Here is a 19,836-nt window from a genome sequence, read left to right as displayed (position 1 = left end):
TCTAGATGCCGTAACTCCGGCCGCGCCACGTCGCCCCCTTGCCCCGCGATGCGCGCGACAGGGCGGTCCACTGGATCGCCAGCACGATCAGGACACCGACGGGGTGCAGCGCCACGGACAGCCAGGGCTGATCCAGACGCCGCGCCATCGCGGCCCGTGCGGCGAGGACCGCGATCACGGCGGCGGCGGAGAGGATTGCGGCCCCACCGGCGCCTGCGACGAGCGCGGAAGCGAGGGTGAGCCACGGCATGACGTGTCCGCCGAAGAGGAGCAGCGTCCAGACGGGCAGGGCGCGAGGCGTCGCCATCCCCTCCGTCGCGTTTTTCAGAAAGCCCTCCCAGATGTCCGGAAACGTTTCGTACATCCGGCAGGCGGCGATCGGCGTGGCATCCGTCAGGTCGGTTCGCCCACCGCTTGCGCGCACGTTCCGTGGCAGGTTCAGCCCGTCATGCATCCGGCCCGCGAATGCCGCGTGGCCACCGGCGGCGTCATAAGCTGCACGGCGCACCATCAGGAGCTGTCCGCAGCCGGCCCCGAAGGAGGGGTCTGGCCGCGCCCGCGCCATCGGCAGGGGCAGATAGCCCAGAAGGGTGGTGAATATCTGCGGGATGACGATGCGCTCGGCCGTGCTGCCAGTGATCTGGCGCGGGAAGCCCGAGACGAGGTCGAGCGCGTGCGTCTCCATCTCTGCAGCGAGGCGCAGTGCGGCGTCCTCGGACAGTCGCACGTCGGCATCGACGAAGAGAAGAAGCGGCTGCCGGGCGGCGGTGCCGAGCTGATGGCAGGCATGGGTTTTTCCGATCCAGCCCTCCGGAAGGGTGGCGCCGTTCAGGATGCGGATCCGGGGATCGGCGGCGGCGCGCTCGGCCAGGATCCGGGGCGTTGCGTCCGTGGAGCCGTCATCGAGCACGACGACCTCCACGCCCACCCCGGTCTGCGCCAGGGCACCGTCCAGGGCCGCGCCGATATTCGCCTCCTCGTCACGCGCCGGGATCAGGATGGAGATTGCGGGCCGCTGGCTCGCTCCGGCCTGCGGCGGGGCAAGAACGCCCAGGTTCGCGGCGACCATGCCGGCGAAGAGAAGGGCCAGGGCAAGCCCCGCGATCGAGAGCGCGAGGAGGATCACCGGTCGCTCCCCGGCGCATGGTCCTGCTCGAAGGGGCGTCCGGTCGTGGCGGCGCGGGCTCGCTGCCAGAGGCCGTAGATCCCGCCCGTCCCTCGCGTTCCGCCGATCAGTGTCTCGAAGCCAGCGGGATCGCGTGCCATGGCGCGCGCGGCGAGATCGTCGGCCGTGCGAGTCAGGGCGGTCTCCAGCTTGGGCGCAAGGAGGCTCGCATCCTCGCCCGGTTCGGCCTCGACCGGATCCCCGAAGGCCAGGAGCGCCTCCGGCCGCTTCTCCGTCCAGAAGGGGTATTCAAGGGCCAGCGGCAGCGCAACGAGTCCCGGGACGCGCGCCATCAGATGCGCGGCGCCGGGGCGCAGGCCGAGCGGACGTGTGCGGGGGTCGGCAAAGCGCCCCTGCGCGGTGATCCACATCACCCGGTCTGGCGCGCCGAGGATGGCGCTGCCTCGCCTGAGAAAGGCGGCCGCGCCACGGGCGCTCTCCTGATCGACACCGAAAAGCCCGATCCGGCCCATGAACCGATACTTCTCCAGCATCGCGGCGTCGATCGGCCCGAACGCGAGGCGGCCCGGGAAGAACAGGCCGTGCACCGCGATGAACACGGCGGGATCCCACCACGATGGATGGTTGGTGAAGACCATGACCGGGCGGTCCGCCCTCAGATCCGGCAATCCGGGCCGCGCGAGCCGCAGGGCGCGGAAATGTCCGGCCACCTGCCGCCGCATGACCCCCTGGAAGAAGCGCGCCATGGGTTCGGAGCGGCGGCGGACGGGATCGTCCTCACTCGGCTGCGACATCCGTCCGCCTGTCCGCCACCGCGGCGCCGCCTGCATCCTGATCGAGGGTGTCCGCCGCGATCCAGCCGGACATCAGCGCCATCGGCATGCCCGGCCCCGGATGAGCGGAGCCTCCCGCGAGGTAGAGCCCGGGCACCTGCCGCGACCGGTTGCCGGGCTTGAAAGCGCCGAGAACCTTGCCGTGGCTGGCAAGCCCGTAGATCGCCCCCTGAAGCACGTTGTAGCGGTCGTGGATGTCCTGCGGGGTGAGGCTGCGCTCGACGACGATGCGCTCCTCGAGATCCTCCATTCCCGCGCAGCGGCCGAGCTTGTCGAGGATGGTGCGGCGGTAGGCCGGCAGCATCTTCGCCCAGTCCTGCCCGTCGCGGATGTAGGGGGTGTGGACGAGAATGTAGAGCGCCTCCCCGCCCTCGGGAGCCACGCCGGGTTCGGTCCGGGACGGGGCGGCGAGATAGGCGGTCGGATCCTGCGCGGGTTCGCCCCGGTCGTAGATCGCGGCGAACTCTTCCTCGGGGTCCCGCGAAAAGACGAAATTGTGGTGCGCGAGGTGCTCGTAGGCCCGGTCGAGCCCCAGGTAGAGCACGACGCCGGAGCAGGCCGGCTCCCGCTTCCGGGTCTTGGCGAAGCTCTTCCAGGCATCGCCGCCGATGAGCTCGCGATAGGTGCGAACGCTGTCCATGTTGGAGACGACACGCTCCGCCGGGATGCGCTCGCCGGCTTCGGTCACGACGGCGGAGGTGCGGCCGTTCTCGGTCTCGATGCGGGAGACGCCGCAGCCGGTGCGGATATCCACGCCGAGCTCGCCCGCAAGCCGCTCCAGCGCGAGCGGGACAGCACGGGTGCCCCCCATCGGATACCAGACCCCCTCGCCCTGCTGCATCTGCGCGATGCCGCAGAGGACGGCGGGGGAGGCGAGCGGCGAGGAGCCGACATACTGGATGAAGTGCTCCAGCATCTGCGCGACGCGCTTGTCCTTCACGTCCTTCTTGATCTGGCCGGCGACGGTGCGGTGCATCCTCAGGGCCATCACGTCGGACAGCGTGGCGAGGCTCATGTTCGCCTTGAGGTTCATAGTGTCCTTCAGATCCTCGACGGTCTTCCAGAAGAAGAACTTGTCGGAGACGTCGGACAGCCGTCTCGCGACGTCCATGAACCGTTCGAACCCGGCGCGATCCTCGGGGGAGAGCTCGCCGATGGCCTTTGCGGCCTCCGCCGGGTCGTCCTTCAGATCGAGCACCGCGCCGTCCTCGTAGAAGCAGCGCCATTGCGGATCGAGGCGGCGGAGGTCGATTTCGTCGTGCAGGCCGCGCCCCGCCTCGGCGAAGATCCTCTCGAGCACCCGCGGCATGGTCAGGATGGTCGGCCCCATATCGAAGCGGAAACCGTCTTCCTCGAGCACGGCGGCCTTGCCTCCGAGCCACTCGTTGCGCTCCAGAAGGGTGACCGCATGGCCCCGCGCGGCGAGGGTGCAGGCGGCAGAGAGGCCGCCGAGGCCCCCCCCGATGACGATGGTGCGGCTCATTCGGCGGCCTCCTGCGTGGATGTCTTCGGCAATGTCGTGGTCAGCTCCCCGGCGCCCGGCAATCCGAGGTCCTCGGCGCAGAGGCGGCTGGCGATGCGGGCGCTCTCGAAGATGGTCGGCAGGCCGGATCCCGGATGCGTGCCGCCGCCCGTGAGATACACCCCGTCGATATCCTCGAAGCGGTTGCGCGGGCGCATGTGCAGCATCTGCCCCAGATTGTGGGCGAGGTTGAATGTCGCGCCTTCGTATACGGCCATCTTGGAGCGCCAGTCGTCCGGGGTGAACATCTTCTCGTAGCGGATCAGGGGGCGGATGTCCCGCCCCGCCAGCTTGGCGACGCGATCGAGGATCTTCTCGCGGAAGGAGGGAGCGAGCGCGTCCCAGTCGACGCCGCCGGTCAGATTGCCGACGGGGGCGAGGATGTAGAGTGCCGAATGGCCTTCGGGCGCCAGGGTCGGATCTGTGCGGGACGCATTCTGGATGTAGATCGTCGGGTCATCGGGAGCCTGTCCCGCGTCGATCTCCGAGACGTTGCGGGCGTAGTCGGAGGAGAAGGCGATGGTATGGTGCTGGAGGTCGAGCTTCTCCTCGAGACCGAGATAGAGCATGAAGGTCGAGCACGAATAGTCCTTCGCGGCGAGTCTCTTATCCGTCCAGCGGCGGCGCTTGGCGTCCGGGACCAGTGTCGTCATCGCATGGGCGAAATCGGCGTTCATCACCACGGCGTCGGCCTCGTAGGTGCCCTTCGCGGTGACGGCTCCCGTCGCGCGGCGCCCCGACATGGAGAGCCTCTCCACCGGCTCGCCGAGCCGCACGTCGACGCCCATCTCCCCGGCCACGCGCGCCATCGCCGCCGTTATGGCGTTGCAGCCGCCCTTGGGGTGGAAGACGCCGAAGCCGTATTCCACGTGGGCGATGATGGTGAAGAGGGACGGGCACTTGAACGGCGACATGCCGAGGTACTTCGACTGGAAGGAGAAGGCGACGCGGACGTCGGGATCCTCGAACCAGCGGTGCAGTTCGCCGTCCACCGTCGACCAGGGGCGGAACTTGGGGAGCGCCCTGATCATGTCACCGCGCATCACGTCGCGCGGACCGAGGAAGGGGCGCTGGAGGATCGGCCGGAAGGCATCGAACTTGGCGCGGTTCTCCTCGAGATAGGCGGCGACCTTCCCGGCATCCTTCGGACTGAGGCGGGCGATCTCCGCGGCCAGCCTCTCGGAGTCCGGCGTTGCATCCACCTTCCGGCCGTCGTCGAACTGGAGGCGGTACATCGGATCGAGCCGGATCAGCTCGACCTCTTCGTCGAAGTCGCGCCCGCAGGCGGAGAAGATCTCCCGCAGGATCTCGGGATAGAGGAAGAACGTCGGGCCGATGTCGAAGGTGTAGCCGTCCTCGCGGATCGCGCCGGTCCGGCCGCCGGGGGTGTCTTCCTTCTCGAGAAGCGTTACCTCTGCCCCGGCGGCGCGCAGGAGCATCGCTGTGGCAAGGCCGCCCGGGCCCGCGCCGACGACAAGGACCCGGCGTCCGGAGGCTGCGACCGCTTCGGCGGCAGTGATGTCTAATGGCGCGGTATCGTTTGCCACCGGCGTCTCCGTGTCTAACTTGGGTCGCAGGCAGGTCCGAACGGGGCTCTGCCGGCGTCTATGGGGAGCAGATAGGTCGCGAATGCTGGACGACATGGGAAAAAAGGTCGCGACTCCGGGCGATAGCGTGAAGCTTCCCGTGCCGCGACGTGCGCCGGAGAACTTCCCCGTCGCATCAAGGCTGCTCCCGGCGTCCCTGCGACCCTCCGTCGCGGCCTTCTACGATGTGGTGCGGGCGGCGGACGATCTGGCCGACGATCCGGCCCTGCCGCGGGACGAGAAGCTTGCAGGCCTCGATGCCATCGAGGATGCTCTGGACGGCGCGCCGTGGTCGCCGGTGGATCGCCTCCGCGCCGCATTGGGCACGATCGGCAGGCAGGGTGCGATGGGGCACGTGCGGACGATGCTCGGCGCCTTCCGCGCCGATGCGCGGGGAGAGACCTGTGCGGACTGGGACGACCTGCTGGCCTATTGCGATCTGTCCGCCGTCCCCGTCGGCCGCTTCCTGCTCGACCTGCACGGGGAGACATCCTTCCCCGCACGGACGGCGTCCGATGATCTGTCGACCGCGCTTCAGATCCTCAACCACATCCAGGACATGGGCGCGGACCGCAGGGCGCTCGGCCGCCTCTACCTGCCCGAGACGCTGATCGTGGAGGCCGGTGCGGACACGTCAGATCTTCGCCGCCCTGCGCTGACCCCCGCCCTGCGCGGCGCCGTGGACGACGCACTCGCCCGGACGGACGCATTGCTCGACCGCGCAAGCCCGCTTCCCGCCCTTCTGTCGGCTCGTGGCCTCGCGGCGGAGGCGGCGGCGATCCTGTCGCTCGCCCGCGCGCTGCTCCGCAGGCTCAAGGCCGGGGACATGCTGGCCGGGCGCGTAACGGCGCGGCGGAGCGACTGGGCCCGCGCCGGGCTTGCCGGTCTTGCGCGTCTGGCACGTCCGGGACCGCTCGGGACACGGGCCGCGTGAACGTCGCAGAGGCGAGATTTCGCAGTGATGCGCCTGCCGTTCTCGGTCCTGCGCGTGACCTGTCGCCCGCGGAGGTTGTCTCCGCGTCCGGCTCGTCCTTCCGGGCCGGGATGCGCCTTCTGCCGAAGGAGCGCCGGCGGGCCATTCTCGCGGTCTATGCCTTCGCCCGCGCCGTGGACGACATCGCCGACGGGCCCGGGACGCGAGAGGTGCGGCGCGCCGGCCTCGATGCCTGGCTGGCGGAGTTGGACCGTGCCGAAGCCGGCTGCCCGGCAACTCCCATCGGGCGGGAGCTCGCCCGCGCCATGGCCCGCTACGATCTGCCCCGCGCGGAGTTCGACCTGCTGGTTGCGGGCATGGCGATGGATCTCGATGCCATCGTCGGCCCGGACCGCGCCACGCTGGAGACGTATATCCGGGGTGTCGCCGGGGCGGTCGGCCTTCTGTCGATGCGCATCTTCGGCGCGTGGCGGGGTGAGCCGTCCCGGCGCTTCGCCCTGTCCCTCGCGCGGGCCCTGCAACTGACGAACATCCTGAGGGATATCGAGGAGGACGCGGGGATGGGCCGGATCTACCTGCCGGCCGATCTGCTGGAGACGGCCGGTCTGGCCGGCGATCCCGGCCTGATCGGATCGGCGGATCTCGGGGATGTCCGCGCGAGCCTGGCAGAGGAGGCGCGGCACGACTTCGCCGCGGCGCGCGCCGAGATCGCCGCCCATTCGCGCCTGCGCCTCGCGCCAGCGCTTCTGATGATGGGGCCTTACGAGCGCCTGCTGTCCCGGATCGAAGCCGCGCCCCATGTGCCGCCGACGCCCCGGAGCGACTGGGGGAAGGCGATCGACGGTCTCGCCTGCCTGATCAGACCCGGCAGGGCTTGAGCTCCGTGGCGGTGGTTCACGTCGTGGGCGCCGGTCTCGCCGGGCTTTCGGCGGCGCTGCGACTGGTGGACGGCGGGGCAAACGTCCGGCTCTGGGAGGCGACGGGGCGCGCTGGCGGACGCGCCTGGTCGTTCCACGACCGGACGCTCGGCGCCCTGATCGACAATGGAAATCATCTCGTCCTGTCGGGCAACAGTGCAGTTCTGGACCATTGCCGCCGGATCGGCAGCTTCGGCTGGCTCGACATAGCGTCGGAGGCGGCGCTGCCCTTCCACGACCTCGCGACGGGAGCGGATTGGGTGCTGCGCGTTCCGTCCCTGTCCAGTCCGCGGGCGGCGCTGCCGCCGGGAATTGGGCCCGGGGTGATCGCGGATCTGTGGCGGATCATGACGGCAGGGGCGGGGCGGGGCGTGTCGGATGTCGTCCGGCCCGGAACGCCGGCATGGCACGCCCTCTGGGAGCCGCTGTCGCTGGCTGTGCTGAACGCCCCTCCGGACGCCGCGGCGGCGCGGCCCCTCGCCGCGGTCCTTTCGCGGACGATCCTGCGCGGTGGTGGCGCGTGCAAGACCGTCACCATGCCGCGCGGTCTCGGCCCGACACTGGTGGACCCGGCGGCCACAGCGCTTCTGGACGCGGGCGTCGAGCCCGTCTGGCGCCATCCGCTGACCGCCATCGAGCAGGACGGGGGGCGCGCGGCGGCGCTCGTCTTCGGAGAGAGGCGCGTGGAGCTCGGCCCGGAGGACAGGGTGATCCTTGCCATGCCGGCCCAGACGGCGGGAGCGCTTCTGGCTCTTCCCGCGCCGTCTGCGGGCAGGGCGATCCTGAACGCGCATTTCAAGGTGCCGGCCGAAGCCGCCGAACGCATTCCGCCGCTTCTCGGCCTTCTGTCGGGGCGAGGGGACTGGGCGTTCCGGCGCGGGGATATCGTGTCCGTCACCGTGTCCGGCGCGGAGCCGGTCGCGGCCGGAGCCCAAGAGGCGCTTCTCGCGGAGCTCTGGTCGGAGGTCGCGCGGGCGACGGGTCTGGCGGGGACGGAGCCGCTGGCGTCGCGCCTCCTGGTGGAAAAAGCGGCCACCTTCGCTCCAGATCCCGCCTCCCTGTCTCGGCGCCTGCCGCTGCGGCCCCTCGGCAACGTGGTGCTCGCCGGAGATCACATGAGCCCGCCCCTGCCTGCGACCATCGAGGGGGCGCTCAGGTCTGCCCGCCATGCGGCGAGTGCCGTCCTGAAGGGGTAGGGGAGAGGGCGGGCGCGCCGCCGTCTCCCCCCGTTCGCTCAGCTCTCCCCGGCGTCCGCGAGGGCAAGCAGGCCCCGTAGCGGGATCTCCACCCAGTCGGGCCGCATGGCCATCTCGTAAGCGACCTCGTAGCCGGCCTTCTGGATCAGGAAGAGGTCCAGAAGCGCCTGTTCGAACGCTGCATCCGAGGCGTGCGAGCCGGTATCCGGCGATGCGTCGCGGTAGGCCTCGAGGAAGGCCCCCTGCGTGGCGTGGCGCCAGCCTTCGACATCCGCCATGGTGCGCTCGGGGTCCGCGCCGAACTCGATCCGGCGACGAAGGACGGACCAGAGCGCATAGTCGAAACTGCGGAGCATCCCGGCGACGTCCCTGAGAGGGGAGGTCTTCGCGGTGCGCTCGGCAAGGCTGCGGGACGGCTCCCCCTCGAAGTCGATGATCATCACGTCGGTCTCGACGACGAGAACCTGGCCGAGGTGATAATCCCCGTGGATGCGGCTGATGCCACCCGTGGGGGTCATCCCGCGCAGGGCTTCGATGCGGGCGTGGAGCGCGTCGCGTCGCTTTAGAACCGCCTCGGCGACGGTGCGGCTCGTCTCCGGCAGCGATTGAAGACGCTCCTCCAAGCGATCGAGCGTCCGGGACAGCTCGCCCTCCACGTCGTCCACCAGCGTCTCGACGAGCTCGGCGGTCAGCGGCTCCTGCGAGAAGGCCGTGCCTTCGGCGCCGCTCGCCAGCGCCTGGTGCAACTCGGCGGTGCGGCGACCAAGGACGGTGCCGATGTCGAGAGGACCTCCGAACACGGGCTGCTCCTCCTGCGCGGCGGGATCGGTTTCCCGCCCGCCCATCTCCCGGCGCTCGAGGTCGCGGTCCAGCGCGTCGGTGACGTAGCTCCAGGCGTCGCCCTGGTTGCGCACGAACTCGGACAGGGCCGCGAGCGTCGTGACCTCCCCGTCCGGCGCCGTCCAGTCGATGGTTCCTAAGAGAGCCGGGCTGGCGGTGAAGTCGGTCTCGTCCGTCAGGAAGCGCGCGATCTCGATGTCGGGCTGCGTTCCGCCCTGCAGGCGACGGTAGAGCTTCAGGATCAGCTGGTCCGAGAAGGCGATGGAGGCGTTGGATTGCTCGCCGGTCAGAAGATGAGGCTCGCCAGGCTCGCTCGCTTTTTCCTCGAAGCGCTCGGCGCGGGTGAACGCGATCCGGCCTTCCGAGGTCTCCAGCGTCTCGCCCGAGCGCATCGCATCGAGGAGCGCCGTCGCCATCTTGTCGTCCACCGCCCCGTCGAGCACGGCGCCGACGTGGTTGGCCCGGCGCAGCTTGGCGAGCGTGGCAGGAAGGCGCGGGGACATCGTCAGCGCATCCTCGCCCCAGACCGCGGACAGCGGCAGGAGATACCGCTGCGAGCCGGTGCCGACGCTCACATCCGCGACCGCAAGCATGTGCTGGCCGTCGTTCATCTCGGTCAGCTGGGTCAGGGACACCTCGTCGATCCGGTCCTCCTTGGCCGCGAACCAGCGCTGCAGCGGCAGGTAGTCGCGCAAAGTCCGGGAGACGAAATCCTTGGCAGAGCGATCCGCCAGCGCGGAGGACAGCGTGCCGTCCCGCGTGGTCAGGGTCAGGAAATCAGGGAGCGGCTGGGTGTGCGGCGAATGCCAGCCTGGCGCGTCCTCGGCATCCGTCAGCAGGAACCAGTAGAAGCCGTAGCCGGGCAGGGTCAGCAGGTAGGGCAGCTCTCCGACGGGCGGGAACGCGGATTGCCCGGTCATCTCGATCGGGACGCGGCCAGAGAATCCCGACAGATCGATCTCGGCCGCCTGCGCCTGTCGCGAGAGGTTGGCGACGCACAGGACGGTCTCCCCGCCGCTCCGGCGCAGATACGCGAGCACCTTGCGGTTGGAGGGGTAGAGGAGATCGATCTCTCCCCGGCCGAAGACGTCGTGCCGCTGGCGCACGCCGATCATGCGCTTCAGCCAGTTGAGCAACGAGGTCGGCGAGGATTGCTGCGCCTCGACGTTGATCGCCTGGAAGCCGTGAACGGGATCCTGGATCGTCGGCAGGTACAGTTCCTGAGGCAGGGCGCGGGAAAACCCGGCATTGCGGTCGGCCGACCACTGCATCGGCGTGCGCACGCCGTCGCGGTCGCCCAGGTAGTAGTTGTCCCCCATCCCGATCTCGTCGCCGTAGTAGACGATGGGCGTGCCCGGCATCGACAGAAGGAGCGAGTTCAGCAGCTCGATCTTGCGCCGGTCGTTCTGCAACAGCGGCGCGAGGCGGCGGCGGATGCCCATGTTGATCCGGGCGCGGCGGTCGGAGGCGTAGAAGTTCCAGAGGTAATCGCGCTCCCGGTCCGTCACCATTTCGAGGGTCAGCTCGTCGTGGTTGCGCAGGAAGATCGCCCACTGGCAGTCTTCGGGGATCTCCGGCGTCTGGCGGATGATGTCGGAGATCGGATAGCGATCCTCCTGCGCCACGGCCATGTACATCCGGGGCATGAGGGGGAAGTGGAACCCCATGTGGCACTCGTCGCCGTCGCCGAAATAGGGGCGGGTATCCTCGGGCCACTGGTTCGCCTCGGCCAGGAGCATCTTTCCGGTGTAGTGCTTGTCGAGATCGGCCCGGATCGCCTTCAGCACGTCATGCGTCTCGGGCAGGTTCTCGTTGTTCGTGCCGTCCCGCTCCACGAGGTAGGGGATCGCGTCCAGCCGAAGCCCGTCCACGCCCTTGTCGAGCCAGAAATGCATCGCGTCGAGAACCGCCTCCAGCACGGCGGGGTTGTCGAAGTTGAGGTCCGGCTGGTGATCGAAGAAGCGGTGCCAATAGAACTGTTCTGCGACCGGATCCCACGACCAGTTGCTGTCATGGGTGTCGTTGAAGATCACCCGCGTCTTGTCCATCCACTTCTGGGGATCGTCGGACCAGACGTAGAAATCCCGCTCGGGGCTTCCCTTCGGGGCGCGGCGCGCGCGCTGGAACCACTCGTGCTGATCGCTGGTGTGGTTGATCACGAGCTCGGTGATGACCCTGAGGCCGCGCCGGTGTGCCTCCTCCACCAGCTCCTCGAAATCTTCCATCGTGCCGTAGGACGGGTTTATCCCCTTGTATTCGGAGATGTCGTAGCCATCGTCCCGGAGCGGGGAGGGGTAGAACGGCAGAAGCCAGATCGCCGTCGCGCCGAGGCTCTGGATATGATCGAGCCGCTGCATGAGACCGCGGAAATCGCCGATCCCGTCGCCGTTCGAGTCCTGATAGGCCTTGATGTGCAGCTGATAGATGACGGCGTCCTTGTACCAGTCCGTCACGTCATCGCCGGGTTTGCGGGCCTCAAGGCCTTGGTCCAACATGTTCATTCGGCCGCCTCCGGGGGGCTCAGTTTCCAGATCGCATAGGGTCGTTCCTGCGGATCGAGCGTCAGCAGGTGCGTCTTGCCGTGCCACGTGAAGGAATTGCCGTAGAGCATGTCCGTCACGCCGATCTCGCCGTCGTCGGACAGGCCGAATTCCCACAGCGGGACCTCGAACTCGAAATGCGCCGGGTTCAGCGGGTCGAGCAGGACGTGGAACAGCAGGTAGTTGCCGGACGCCTCGTCAAAGCGGCCGTAGTAGAGCACGCGCTCATCGGACGCGTCGAAGAACTTCAGGTTGCGGAAGTCCCGCATCGCAGGCTCGCTCCGCCGGATGCGGTTGATGAGCCGGATGTCGTCCTTGATGTGGCCGGGCGCATCGAAATCCCGGTTCTTCAGCTCGTACTTCTCGGAATCGAGGTATTCCTCCTTGCCGGGCAGCGGCTCGCCTTCGCAGAGCTCGAAGCCCGAATACATGCCGTAATTGCCCGCAAGGCTCGCGGCCATGATCAGCCGCGTGCGGAAGCCGGGGCGGCCCGAGGTGTGCAGGAAGATCGGATTGATGTCCGGCGTGTTGGTGAAGAAGTTCGGACGCATGTAGTCCGAGCATTCCTCCGTGGTCAGCTCGGTCAGGTACTCCGTCAGTTCGGCCTTGGTGTTGCGCCACGTGTAGTAGGTGTAGCTCTGGTTGAAGCCGATCTTTGCGAGGCGCTTCATCACCTTGGGGCGGGTGAAGGCCTCGCTGAGGAAGATGGCGCCGGGGTGTTTCTGGCGCACTTCGGCGATGATCCACTGCCAGAACGGGAAGGGCTTGGTGTGCGGGTTGTCCACCCGGAAACACAGGACGCCGCGCTTTGCCCAGAACAGGAAGAGGTCCCTCACCGCTTCCCAGAAGGGCGCGTTCGCCGTGCCGTCGTCGTTGTAGTACCGGAAGTTTACGATGTCCTCGTACTTCTTCGGCGGGTTCTCGGCAAACTTGATGGAGCCGTCCGGGCGCCGCTCGAACCAGTCCGGATGCTCTGAAATCCACGGATGGTCGGGGGAGGCATTCAGCGCGATGTCGAGAGCGATCTCCAATCCCTCGTCGGCGGCCGCCGCGACAAGCGCATCGAAATCCTCGAGCGTACCGAGTTCGGGATGAACGTCCATCATGCCGCCTTCTGGGGAGCCGATGGCGTAGGGGGAGCCGATATCGCCGGGCTCGGCGCGCAGCGCGTTGTTCCGGCCCTTCCTGTTGGTCGTGCCGATGGGGTGGATGGGGGGGAAATAGAGCACGTCGAATCCCAGGTCCCGCACGTAGCCGAGCTGACCCATCACATCGCGGAACGTGCCGTGCCGGCCTTCGGGCCCCATCGAGCGGGGGAAGAGCTCGTACCAGGCGGAAAACGCAGCCCTCTCCCGGTCGACCCAGACCGGCACGTCCACGGGATAGCGGGTGAGGTTCGCGCGCGGTCCGATCCGGTTCATCAGCGACGCGGCCTCCGGCGAGAGCAGGGCCTCGACGTCGCCCTTCTTCGCTGCCTTCGCCAGCGCCTTGAGCTCCGATGCCCTGCCGCGGGGCGCTTTTGTCTCCGCCAGGATCGCGACGGCTTCCATGAGCTCGACGGAAACGTCCTGACCGGCATCGACCTTCTTGCGGGTGCCATAGGCCCAGGTGCCCCAGACATCCCGCCACGCGATTATGGAAAAGGCAGCCGGGCCGGGCGCGTCGAACGTGACCTCGGCTCCCCAGCGGTCATTGTCGATGAACGCCATCCGCTCTTCGCGTCCATCGGGCAGGATGACCGCGGCCGAAAAGACCTCGTGACCGTCCCCGAAGAGGTCGGCGGATATCTTCAAGGGCCAACCGGCCACCGCCTTCGCGGCGAACCGTCCGCCGTCGATTTCCGGTGTGACGGCCTCGATGACCATCCGGTGCTCTGCCAGCGCCGCGAGGGAGCTGGATGTAGTGATCTTGCCGCGCGACATAGTTCGAATCCTCATGGCGCAATAACGCGAAGTCATTGGCCAACAGGGTTTTGGCAAGGCGAGTTCCACGCCATGTGCCTCTGCCCGCGCAAAGGGCGCATTTCGAAACCCGTCGCCAGTTATTTTTGCACGCTTGCCATGGCAGGGTACGGTCGCGGCAACCGGCAGGCGGGGTGGAGACGAGCCTCGTGCTTGCACCCGCGCCAAGGCAAGGTGCCCGTCTCCGGGATAGCGATCCCTTCGGTGGTGCCGCCGGCTTCCGCATCGCGCGCGATGATCAGGCTGCCACGCGTGCCGGGCGGCAGGTAGATCACCTGGCCGGGCTCGGAATGCGGTGCGGTCATCGGGCGGCAGGCCGAGGGGGGGGCATTGGAATGTGGTCGGGATGTTCACTCTGCACCTGGTCCCGCTTACATACCGCTCGTGGGACACGGCAGCGCCATCCCCATCCCAAGGCTGCGCAGGGGGCCCCATGATCAGGAATGAGACGTTCGATCAGCCGTGCCCGATTCGGGGCGTTCTCGACAGGATCGGCGACCAGTGGAGCCTTCTGGTGCTGGAGACGCTGTCGCGAGGGACGATGCGCTTCAACGAGTTGCAAAGAGCCATCGGCGACATCTCCAAGCAGATGTTGTCGAAGACGTTGAAGCGGTTGCGGGAGGACGGCTTCGTGCAGCGGACCTTGTATCCGGAGGTTCCGCCGCGCACCGAATATGCGCTGACCGATCTGGGCCGGTCCTTCCTCGAGCCTCTCAGACGGCTCGTGGATTGGGCGGTGGCCAACCATGGCGCCATCTTGACCGCTCGCGGCAACTCGGACGTCTGACGCTTCGGAAGGTCTCGAAAGGACGCTTCTTCGAGTGACGCGTGTCGCGGGGGCGTGCTCCGATGGGGCGCGCGGACGGCGATCAGCAAATACCGGTACAGACCCGACTGATTAACGCGAAATTAGATTGGGGCAGAATTGTGGCATGGCGCTGCAATTACGGATCACTTATACGTAACCAATTCGCTTCGCAGGAATGGCGGCACGGGCGAACGCGGGTGGCGCGCGGGCGCCAGCGGCAAGGCAATCGCCTTTATCCGGGTGCGCGCCGGGATATGTCAATTCATGACGTAGGGTAATGGGGCGCGGTTTCCTGGGGTCCGGGTGGCGCTTTCTCCCAATTGCAGTGCGAGAGCCCAAGTTCCCTGCATGAATGCAAAAATCTGCTGTGTTCTTCCTGCGTCACAGCCGGCCCGCACTTCGCGGCGCCAGATTGACGAAATGCATGCCAACACGGAGTAAAGTGCAGCGCCAGACTCGTAGTCCGAGGTCTGTTTGCAATTCTGATACATGAAAGTTCGAGGTGCATCGTGGCTGACCGGAATATGCGTACCGTAAACCAGGCAGGCCTTCCGCTCGGCGCACGTCTCTTGATCACCACGCTGCTTGCGTCCGGCGCCCTGGCCATCGGAACCCACGGGGCGGTGTCCCAATCGCTTACGCGGGTCGTCGACGGGAAGGTCGTTTCCGCCCAGGATGCCGATCTGAGGGGAAATGGCGCCAGCGGCTACGAAGTTCTTTCGGGATCCCGGACGATCGACGGAAACGGCGGCACGTTCTCGGGCTACAAGACCGTCGGCGGGGCCGGTTCCGGCGGCGGCGCGGGCCTCGGCGGCGTCTTCTTCGTCAACAGCGATGCCACGCTGAAGATCAGCAACGCCAACTTCACCGGCAACCAGGTGGTGGGCGGCGAGGGTGGCGGCGGCGGCAGCGTCGACGTCAAGAACGCTGTCCTGGCCATCGGCGACAAGACGACGAACGGCACTTCGAACCTTGTTGCCGGCTTCACGTCCAACGTGCGCCAGACCGCGGACGGCTTCGTGCTCGAGGGCGTCGATTACGGAGATACCGAACCGCTCTACGACGTCATCGACGGCGCAACCTTCGGAGCGGACGTGAGCCGCGATGGGGCCGTTACCACGGTTACCGACACCATCAGCAGCAGCAACGAGACCGGCTTCACCTTCGCCAACGGTCTGAACATCGACGATTTCGTCAAGTCCGCCGCGATCACGGACGCCCTCAGCGATTCCGGTGTCTATGCGCTGGACGAAAGGGTCGAGCCCACCGAGGCCGGCTTCTCCAGAACGTTTGCCACCGAATTTTCCGTCGAGAACCTCGACGACCTCGCCAAGACAGGCCTGAGGATCGGGGCGCAGGTCGTCGGAAGCGGCGTTCCCGCCGGCACGAAGATCACCGCGATCACCCGGACGGACGGCAAGATCACCTCGGTGACGCTCAGCGAGGAGGTCGAGCCGGATGTGATGGACGGCTTCAACGTCTACACGCCCCCGATTCTCACGGGCTCCACCTTCAGAAAGAGCGGCAACACGCTGACCTATGCGCCGGGCACCGTTCCGACGACGCTCGAAGTCGGCATGCAGGTGACGGGGGATGGCGTCACGAACGAAAACCTGACCGTCACGGGCATCGATCGCGAAACCGGTGAGGTGACCCTCTCCGGCTCCCTGCCGAGCGGGGTCCTCACCTTCAACGCGACCAAGGCGGGCTCCAAGGCCGGATCCAACGTCATCTTCGCCCCGTCCTCCAGCACGGGCCTCTCCGTCGGCGATGCGGTCTACGGCGATGGCATTCCGAGCGGAACGACGGTGACGGCGGTCGAGGGCGACAGGATCGTCCTCAGCAAGACCCTGACCGCCGAGGTCGACATTCTGAGATCGCGGAACATCTCCGCGTCGGGCAGGACGGCCACGATCGGATCGGGCGTCGAGGGAATCGAGGTCGGCCAGGTCGTCGAGGGAGAAGGCGTTCCCGCGGGCACGACCGTCGTGTCCGTCAATGCGACGACCGGGGAGGTCACCCTCTCCAATGACATCGGCTCCGCCATCGACAGCCTGCGGTTCGTGTCCGATTCCGCCTTTGGCGGCGGCATGAACGGCCGCGGCGTCACCAATCTCGGCGGGTCCGGCAAATCCGGCAATTCCGGCCGGCAGGCTCTCTTGAACGATGGCGATGGCGGCGACGGGCAGGCCGGCACCAGCGGCGCATCCGCCACGAACGGCACGGGCGGCGTCGGCGGCAAGGGCGGTGACGGTGCCAATGGTATCGCGACGAACCCGTCGCTCATCGCGGATGCCGCCAGCGCGGCCCTCGACCTGGCCGGCGCGATCGCGGATGCCACGGCGGCAAGTGTGCCCGATCCCTATCCGAAACCGACCTCGGGTGCGGCGAGTGCGGCCCAGGCCATCAAACTCGGGATCGAGGTCTCGCGGGTCGCGGCCGAAATCACGAAGTGGCAGACCGATGCCGGGAAGGGTCTGACCGGTATCGGCGGCGACGGTGGTGCAGGCGGCGATGGCGGTGACGGCAGCGCCTTCTTCGGCGGCGGCGCCGGCGGGGCCGGCGGCGAGGCGGGCGAGGCGGCCCTCAACTCGCTCGGCAACGGGACGGACGGCGCCGCGGGCGATGGCGGCGACGGCGGCTTCGGCGGTGGCGGCGGCTCCGGCGGACAACCCGCGAACAGCGCAAGCAAGGATGCAGCCGGTGAAGGCGGCAGCGGCGGCTTTGGCGCGGGCCAAGGCTCGACGGTGACTGCCGGCGGCAGCACCGAAGGCGGCCAGGGCGGCTCCGGGTTCGGCGGCGCGATCTTCGTCCGCACCGGCGGCACACTCATCCTCTCGGGCGAGATGCGCTTCGCGGGCAATACGGCGCGCGGCGGCTCCAGCGCGGATTCCTCCGGCGGCGCCTCGGGCAACGGCGCGGGCTCCGACCTCTTCATCATGCGCGGCTCCGATGTCTCGCTCTCCGCCGATGCGGGCAAGAAGATCGTCTTCGACGGGTCCATCGCGGACGATTCCGAGGCGACCTACGAAGGCGCACAATACGCCAGCGGCGACGGGGCGGACCTCACGATCAACGGCGAGGGCACGGTCGTCTTCAACCGGGCGAACACCTATACCGGCGACACGATCCTGAGGGGCGGCATGCTCGAAGCCCAGGATGGCGTCGGCGTTCACGAAAATTCCCGCATCGTCTTCGATGGCGCTGCGTCGTCCGATCTGTCGGAGCTGTCCGTCCCCGTCCTCATGAGCTCCGGCACCTTCACCCGCTGGGTGGGCAGCGCCTCCGACCAGGTGCTCTGGCAGGGCTCCGGCGGTTTTGCCGCCAAGGACGCAACCGGCCTGACGGTGAACCTCGGCCAGTCCTCCAGCGGCAACCAGGAGCTCGTCTGGGGCCAGAACGGCTTCGTCTCCGACGGCAGCAGCCTCGTTCTGGGCTCGGTGACCGCGGGCGGTACCGTCACGCTGGTCAACGACATCTCTCATGACGATACCCAGGATGGCGAGGTCGCCTTCTATCTCGTCGACAACACGTCGAGCGACGCCGACAAATCCGTGCTGCAGGGCGATGTCACCGCCGGCACGATGAGCGTCGACGGGAACGTCCGCACGGCGCTCATGCAGGTCGAGGGCACCCTCGACGTCGCCAGCCTCGACATCGCCGGCGGCACCGTGGAAACCACGGAATCCGGCTCGCTCGCCGAACGGACGGATATCGACATCTCCAAGGGCGCGCGTTTCATCGCCGGAACCGAGGATACGACCGGCGCCGTAACCAATGCCGGCACCTATACCGTCACGGCGAAGCAGAGCGTCGTCTCCCTGACGAACGAGGGCCTGGCGCAGGTTGGGGCGACCCTGACGGCGCGCTCTGGCGGCGTGACGAACACGTCCGGCGCGACGCTGGATCAGCGTGCGAACATCACCTCCGAAGGCGACGTCACCAATGACGGGACGCTGAAGGTGACGGGCGTACGCCGGATCGAGACGACGGGCGAGGCGTCCGGCCTGACCGGCGAGGGCGGGATCGAGCTCGCCGCGGAAGAGGACGGCCTGATCGTCGATCAGCTCGGCGAGACGACGTTCTCGGGCGTGATCTCTGGCGAGGGCGCCTTCCAGAAGGAAGGCACCGGCACGCTGAACCTGGCCGGCGCGAGCACCCATACGGGCGGCACCCTGGTCGCCGAAGGCACGCTCGACACGAGTGCGGGCGGCACGCTTGCGGATAGCGGGGCGATCTCGATCTCCGAGGATGCGACGTTCGTGGCCGGCACCGCCGACACGGTGGGCACGGTGACGAACTCCGGCACCTATGACGTGAACGCTGCGCAGACCGTCGCCTCTCTCGGCAACGAGGGCCTTGTCACGCTCGACGCGAACCTGACCGCCGGCGCGGACGGTGTCTTCAACGACGCCGCAGGCACCATTGAGCAGCGCGCGAACATCACCTCCGAAGGGAGCGTCACCAACAACGGCGATCTCGAGGTGACGGGCGATCGCCTGATCAAGACGACGGGCGAGGCGTCCGGCTTCATGGGCCTCGAGACCGGCGTTGTGACGCTGGCGGAGAAGGACGACAGCCTGACGGTCGAGCAGCTGGGCAACACCGCCTATGCCGGCACGATCGAGGGTCTGGGCTCGTTCACCAAGGACGGGACCGGCTGGCTGGACCTGACCGGTGCGAACAGCTTCGAGGGCGGCACGACGGTGGACGTGGGGACGCTGCGGACCGTCGATGGCGGAACGCTCTTCGACACCGGCGTGATCGACATCCGCGAGCAGGGGCGCTTCATCGCGGCGTCCGCGGACACGGTGGGCGTGGTGACGAACGCGGGCACCTACTCCGTCCTGGCGGCGCAGAACGTCCTGTCGCTGAAGAACGACGGCACGGCCGAGATCTATGCCGAGCTGACGGCGCGCGCGGGCGGCGTGACGAACACGTCCGGCGCGACGCTGGATCAGCGCGCGAACATCATCTCCGAAGGCGACGTCACCAATGACGGGACGCTGAAGGTGACGGGCGTTCGCCGGATCGAGACGACGGGCGAGGCGTCCGGCCTGACCGGCGAGGGCGGGATCGAGCTGGCTGCGGAAGAGGACGGCCTGATCGTCGACCAGCTCGGCGAGACGACCTTCTCGGGCGTGATCTCTGGCGAAGGCGTCTTCCAGAAGGAAGGCACGGGCACGCTGAACCTGGCCGGCGCGAGCACGCATACGGGCGGCACGCTCGTCGCCGAAGGCACGCTCGACACGAGTGCCGGCGGCACGCTTGCGGACAGCGGCGCGATCTCGATCTCCGAGGATGCGACCTTCGTCGCCGGCACCGCCGACACGGTGGGCACGGTGACGAACTCCGGCACCTATGACGTGAACGCGGCGCAGAATGTCGCCTCTCTCGGCAACGAGGGCCTCGTCACGCTCGACGCGAACCTGACCGCCGGCGCGGACGGTGTCTTCAACGACGCCGCAGGCACCATCGAGCAGCGCGCGGACATCACCTCCGAAGGGAGCGTCACCAACAACGGCGATCTCGAGGTGACGGGCGATCGGCTGATCAAGACGACCGGCGAGGCA

General features: G+C 68.0%; 12 protein-coding genes. 5 read left to right on the top strand and 7 right to left on the bottom strand.

Annotated elements, in window-relative coordinates; genetic code table 11:
- Position 1 precedes the first annotated feature (1 nt).
- The 4 genes from RM543_RS17275 to crtI are packed head-to-tail and all read right to left on the bottom strand — an operon-like array spanning position 2 to position 5,028.
- Positions 2-1,126 (bottom strand): glycosyltransferase, encoded by a 1,125-nt coding sequence (locus RM543_RS17275; RefSeq protein ID WP_311693950.1) that lies wholly within the window; start codon positions 1,124-1,126, stop codon positions 2-4.
- Complete coding sequence (locus tag RM543_RS17270; protein ID WP_311693948.1) at positions 1,123-1,920, bottom strand: lysophospholipid acyltransferase family protein; 798 nt, start codon at positions 1,918-1,920, stop codon at positions 1,123-1,125. The genes RM543_RS17275 and RM543_RS17270 overlap by 4 nt, the downstream gene beginning before the upstream one ends.
- Positions 1,904-3,442 (bottom strand): phytoene desaturase family protein, encoded by a 1,539-nt coding sequence (locus tag RM543_RS17265; RefSeq protein ID WP_311693946.1) that lies wholly within the window; start codon positions 3,440-3,442, stop codon positions 1,904-1,906. The genes RM543_RS17270 and RM543_RS17265 overlap by 17 nt, the downstream gene beginning before the upstream one ends.
- Entirely contained in the window at positions 3,439-5,028 is a 1,590-nt protein-coding gene (gene crtI / locus RM543_RS17260; RefSeq protein ID WP_311693944.1) for a phytoene desaturase family protein, read from the bottom strand. The genes RM543_RS17265 and crtI overlap by 4 nt, the downstream gene beginning before the upstream one ends.
- Before the next feature lie 82 nt (positions 5,029-5,110).
- Here crtI and RM543_RS17255 point away from each other — a divergent pair, with 82 nt between their 5' ends.
- Genes RM543_RS17255 through RM543_RS17245 form a run of 3 tightly spaced genes read left to right on the top strand, consistent with a single transcriptional unit; the run spans position 5,111 to position 8,114 of the window.
- Positions 5,111-6,001, top strand: coding sequence for a squalene/phytoene synthase family protein (locus tag RM543_RS17255; protein ID WP_311693942.1), 891 nt, complete (start codon positions 5,111-5,113; stop codon positions 5,999-6,001).
- Positions 5,998-6,879 (top strand): squalene/phytoene synthase family protein, encoded by an 882-nt coding sequence (locus RM543_RS17250; protein WP_311693940.1) that lies wholly within the window; start codon positions 5,998-6,000, stop codon positions 6,877-6,879. Before RM543_RS17255 ends, RM543_RS17250 begins: the two co-directional genes overlap by 4 nt.
- A 5-nt stretch (positions 6,880-6,884) precedes the next feature.
- Entirely contained in the window at positions 6,885-8,114 is a 1,230-nt protein-coding gene (locus RM543_RS17245) for a hydroxysqualene dehydroxylase (RefSeq protein WP_311694090.1), read from the top strand.
- Positions 8,115-8,152: 38 nt separating this feature from the next.
- Here the strand turns inward: RM543_RS17245 and treS are convergent, their stop codons facing one another.
- From treS to RM543_RS17230, 3 genes are all read right to left on the bottom strand, one after another.
- Positions 8,153-11,455, bottom strand: coding sequence for a maltose alpha-D-glucosyltransferase (treS, locus tag RM543_RS17240; protein ID WP_311693938.1), 3,303 nt, complete (start codon positions 11,453-11,455; stop codon positions 8,153-8,155).
- Positions 11,452-13,431 (bottom strand): alpha-1,4-glucan--maltose-1-phosphate maltosyltransferase, encoded by a 1,980-nt coding sequence (locus tag RM543_RS17235; RefSeq protein WP_311693936.1) that lies wholly within the window; start codon positions 13,429-13,431, stop codon positions 11,452-11,454. The genes treS and RM543_RS17235 overlap by 4 nt, the downstream gene beginning before the upstream one ends.
- A gap of 104 nt (positions 13,432-13,535) precedes the next feature.
- Positions 13,536-13,760, bottom strand: coding sequence for a hypothetical protein (locus RM543_RS17230; protein WP_311693934.1), 225 nt, complete (start codon positions 13,758-13,760; stop codon positions 13,536-13,538).
- A 128-nt stretch (positions 13,761-13,888) separates the two neighbouring features.
- Here RM543_RS17230 and RM543_RS17225 point away from each other — a divergent pair, with 128 nt between their 5' ends.
- Both RM543_RS17225 and RM543_RS17220 read left to right on the top strand, forming a co-directional pair.
- Positions 13,889-14,242 (top strand): winged helix-turn-helix transcriptional regulator, encoded by a 354-nt coding sequence (locus RM543_RS17225; RefSeq protein WP_311693932.1) that lies wholly within the window; start codon positions 13,889-13,891, stop codon positions 14,240-14,242.
- Positions 14,243-14,787: 545 nt separating this feature from the next.
- On the top strand, positions 14,788-19,836 hold a 5,049-nt coding region (locus RM543_RS17220), incomplete at its 3' end, for a beta strand repeat-containing protein (RefSeq protein ID WP_311693930.1).

The organism is Tropicimonas omnivorans (assembly GCF_031846565.1).
Taxonomy (GTDB): Bacteria; Pseudomonadota; Alphaproteobacteria; order Rhodobacterales; family Rhodobacteraceae; genus Tropicimonas_B; species Tropicimonas_B omnivorans.
Note: the sequence above shows the minus strand (reverse complement) of the source record. Positions and strands in the feature narration are given on the sequence as shown.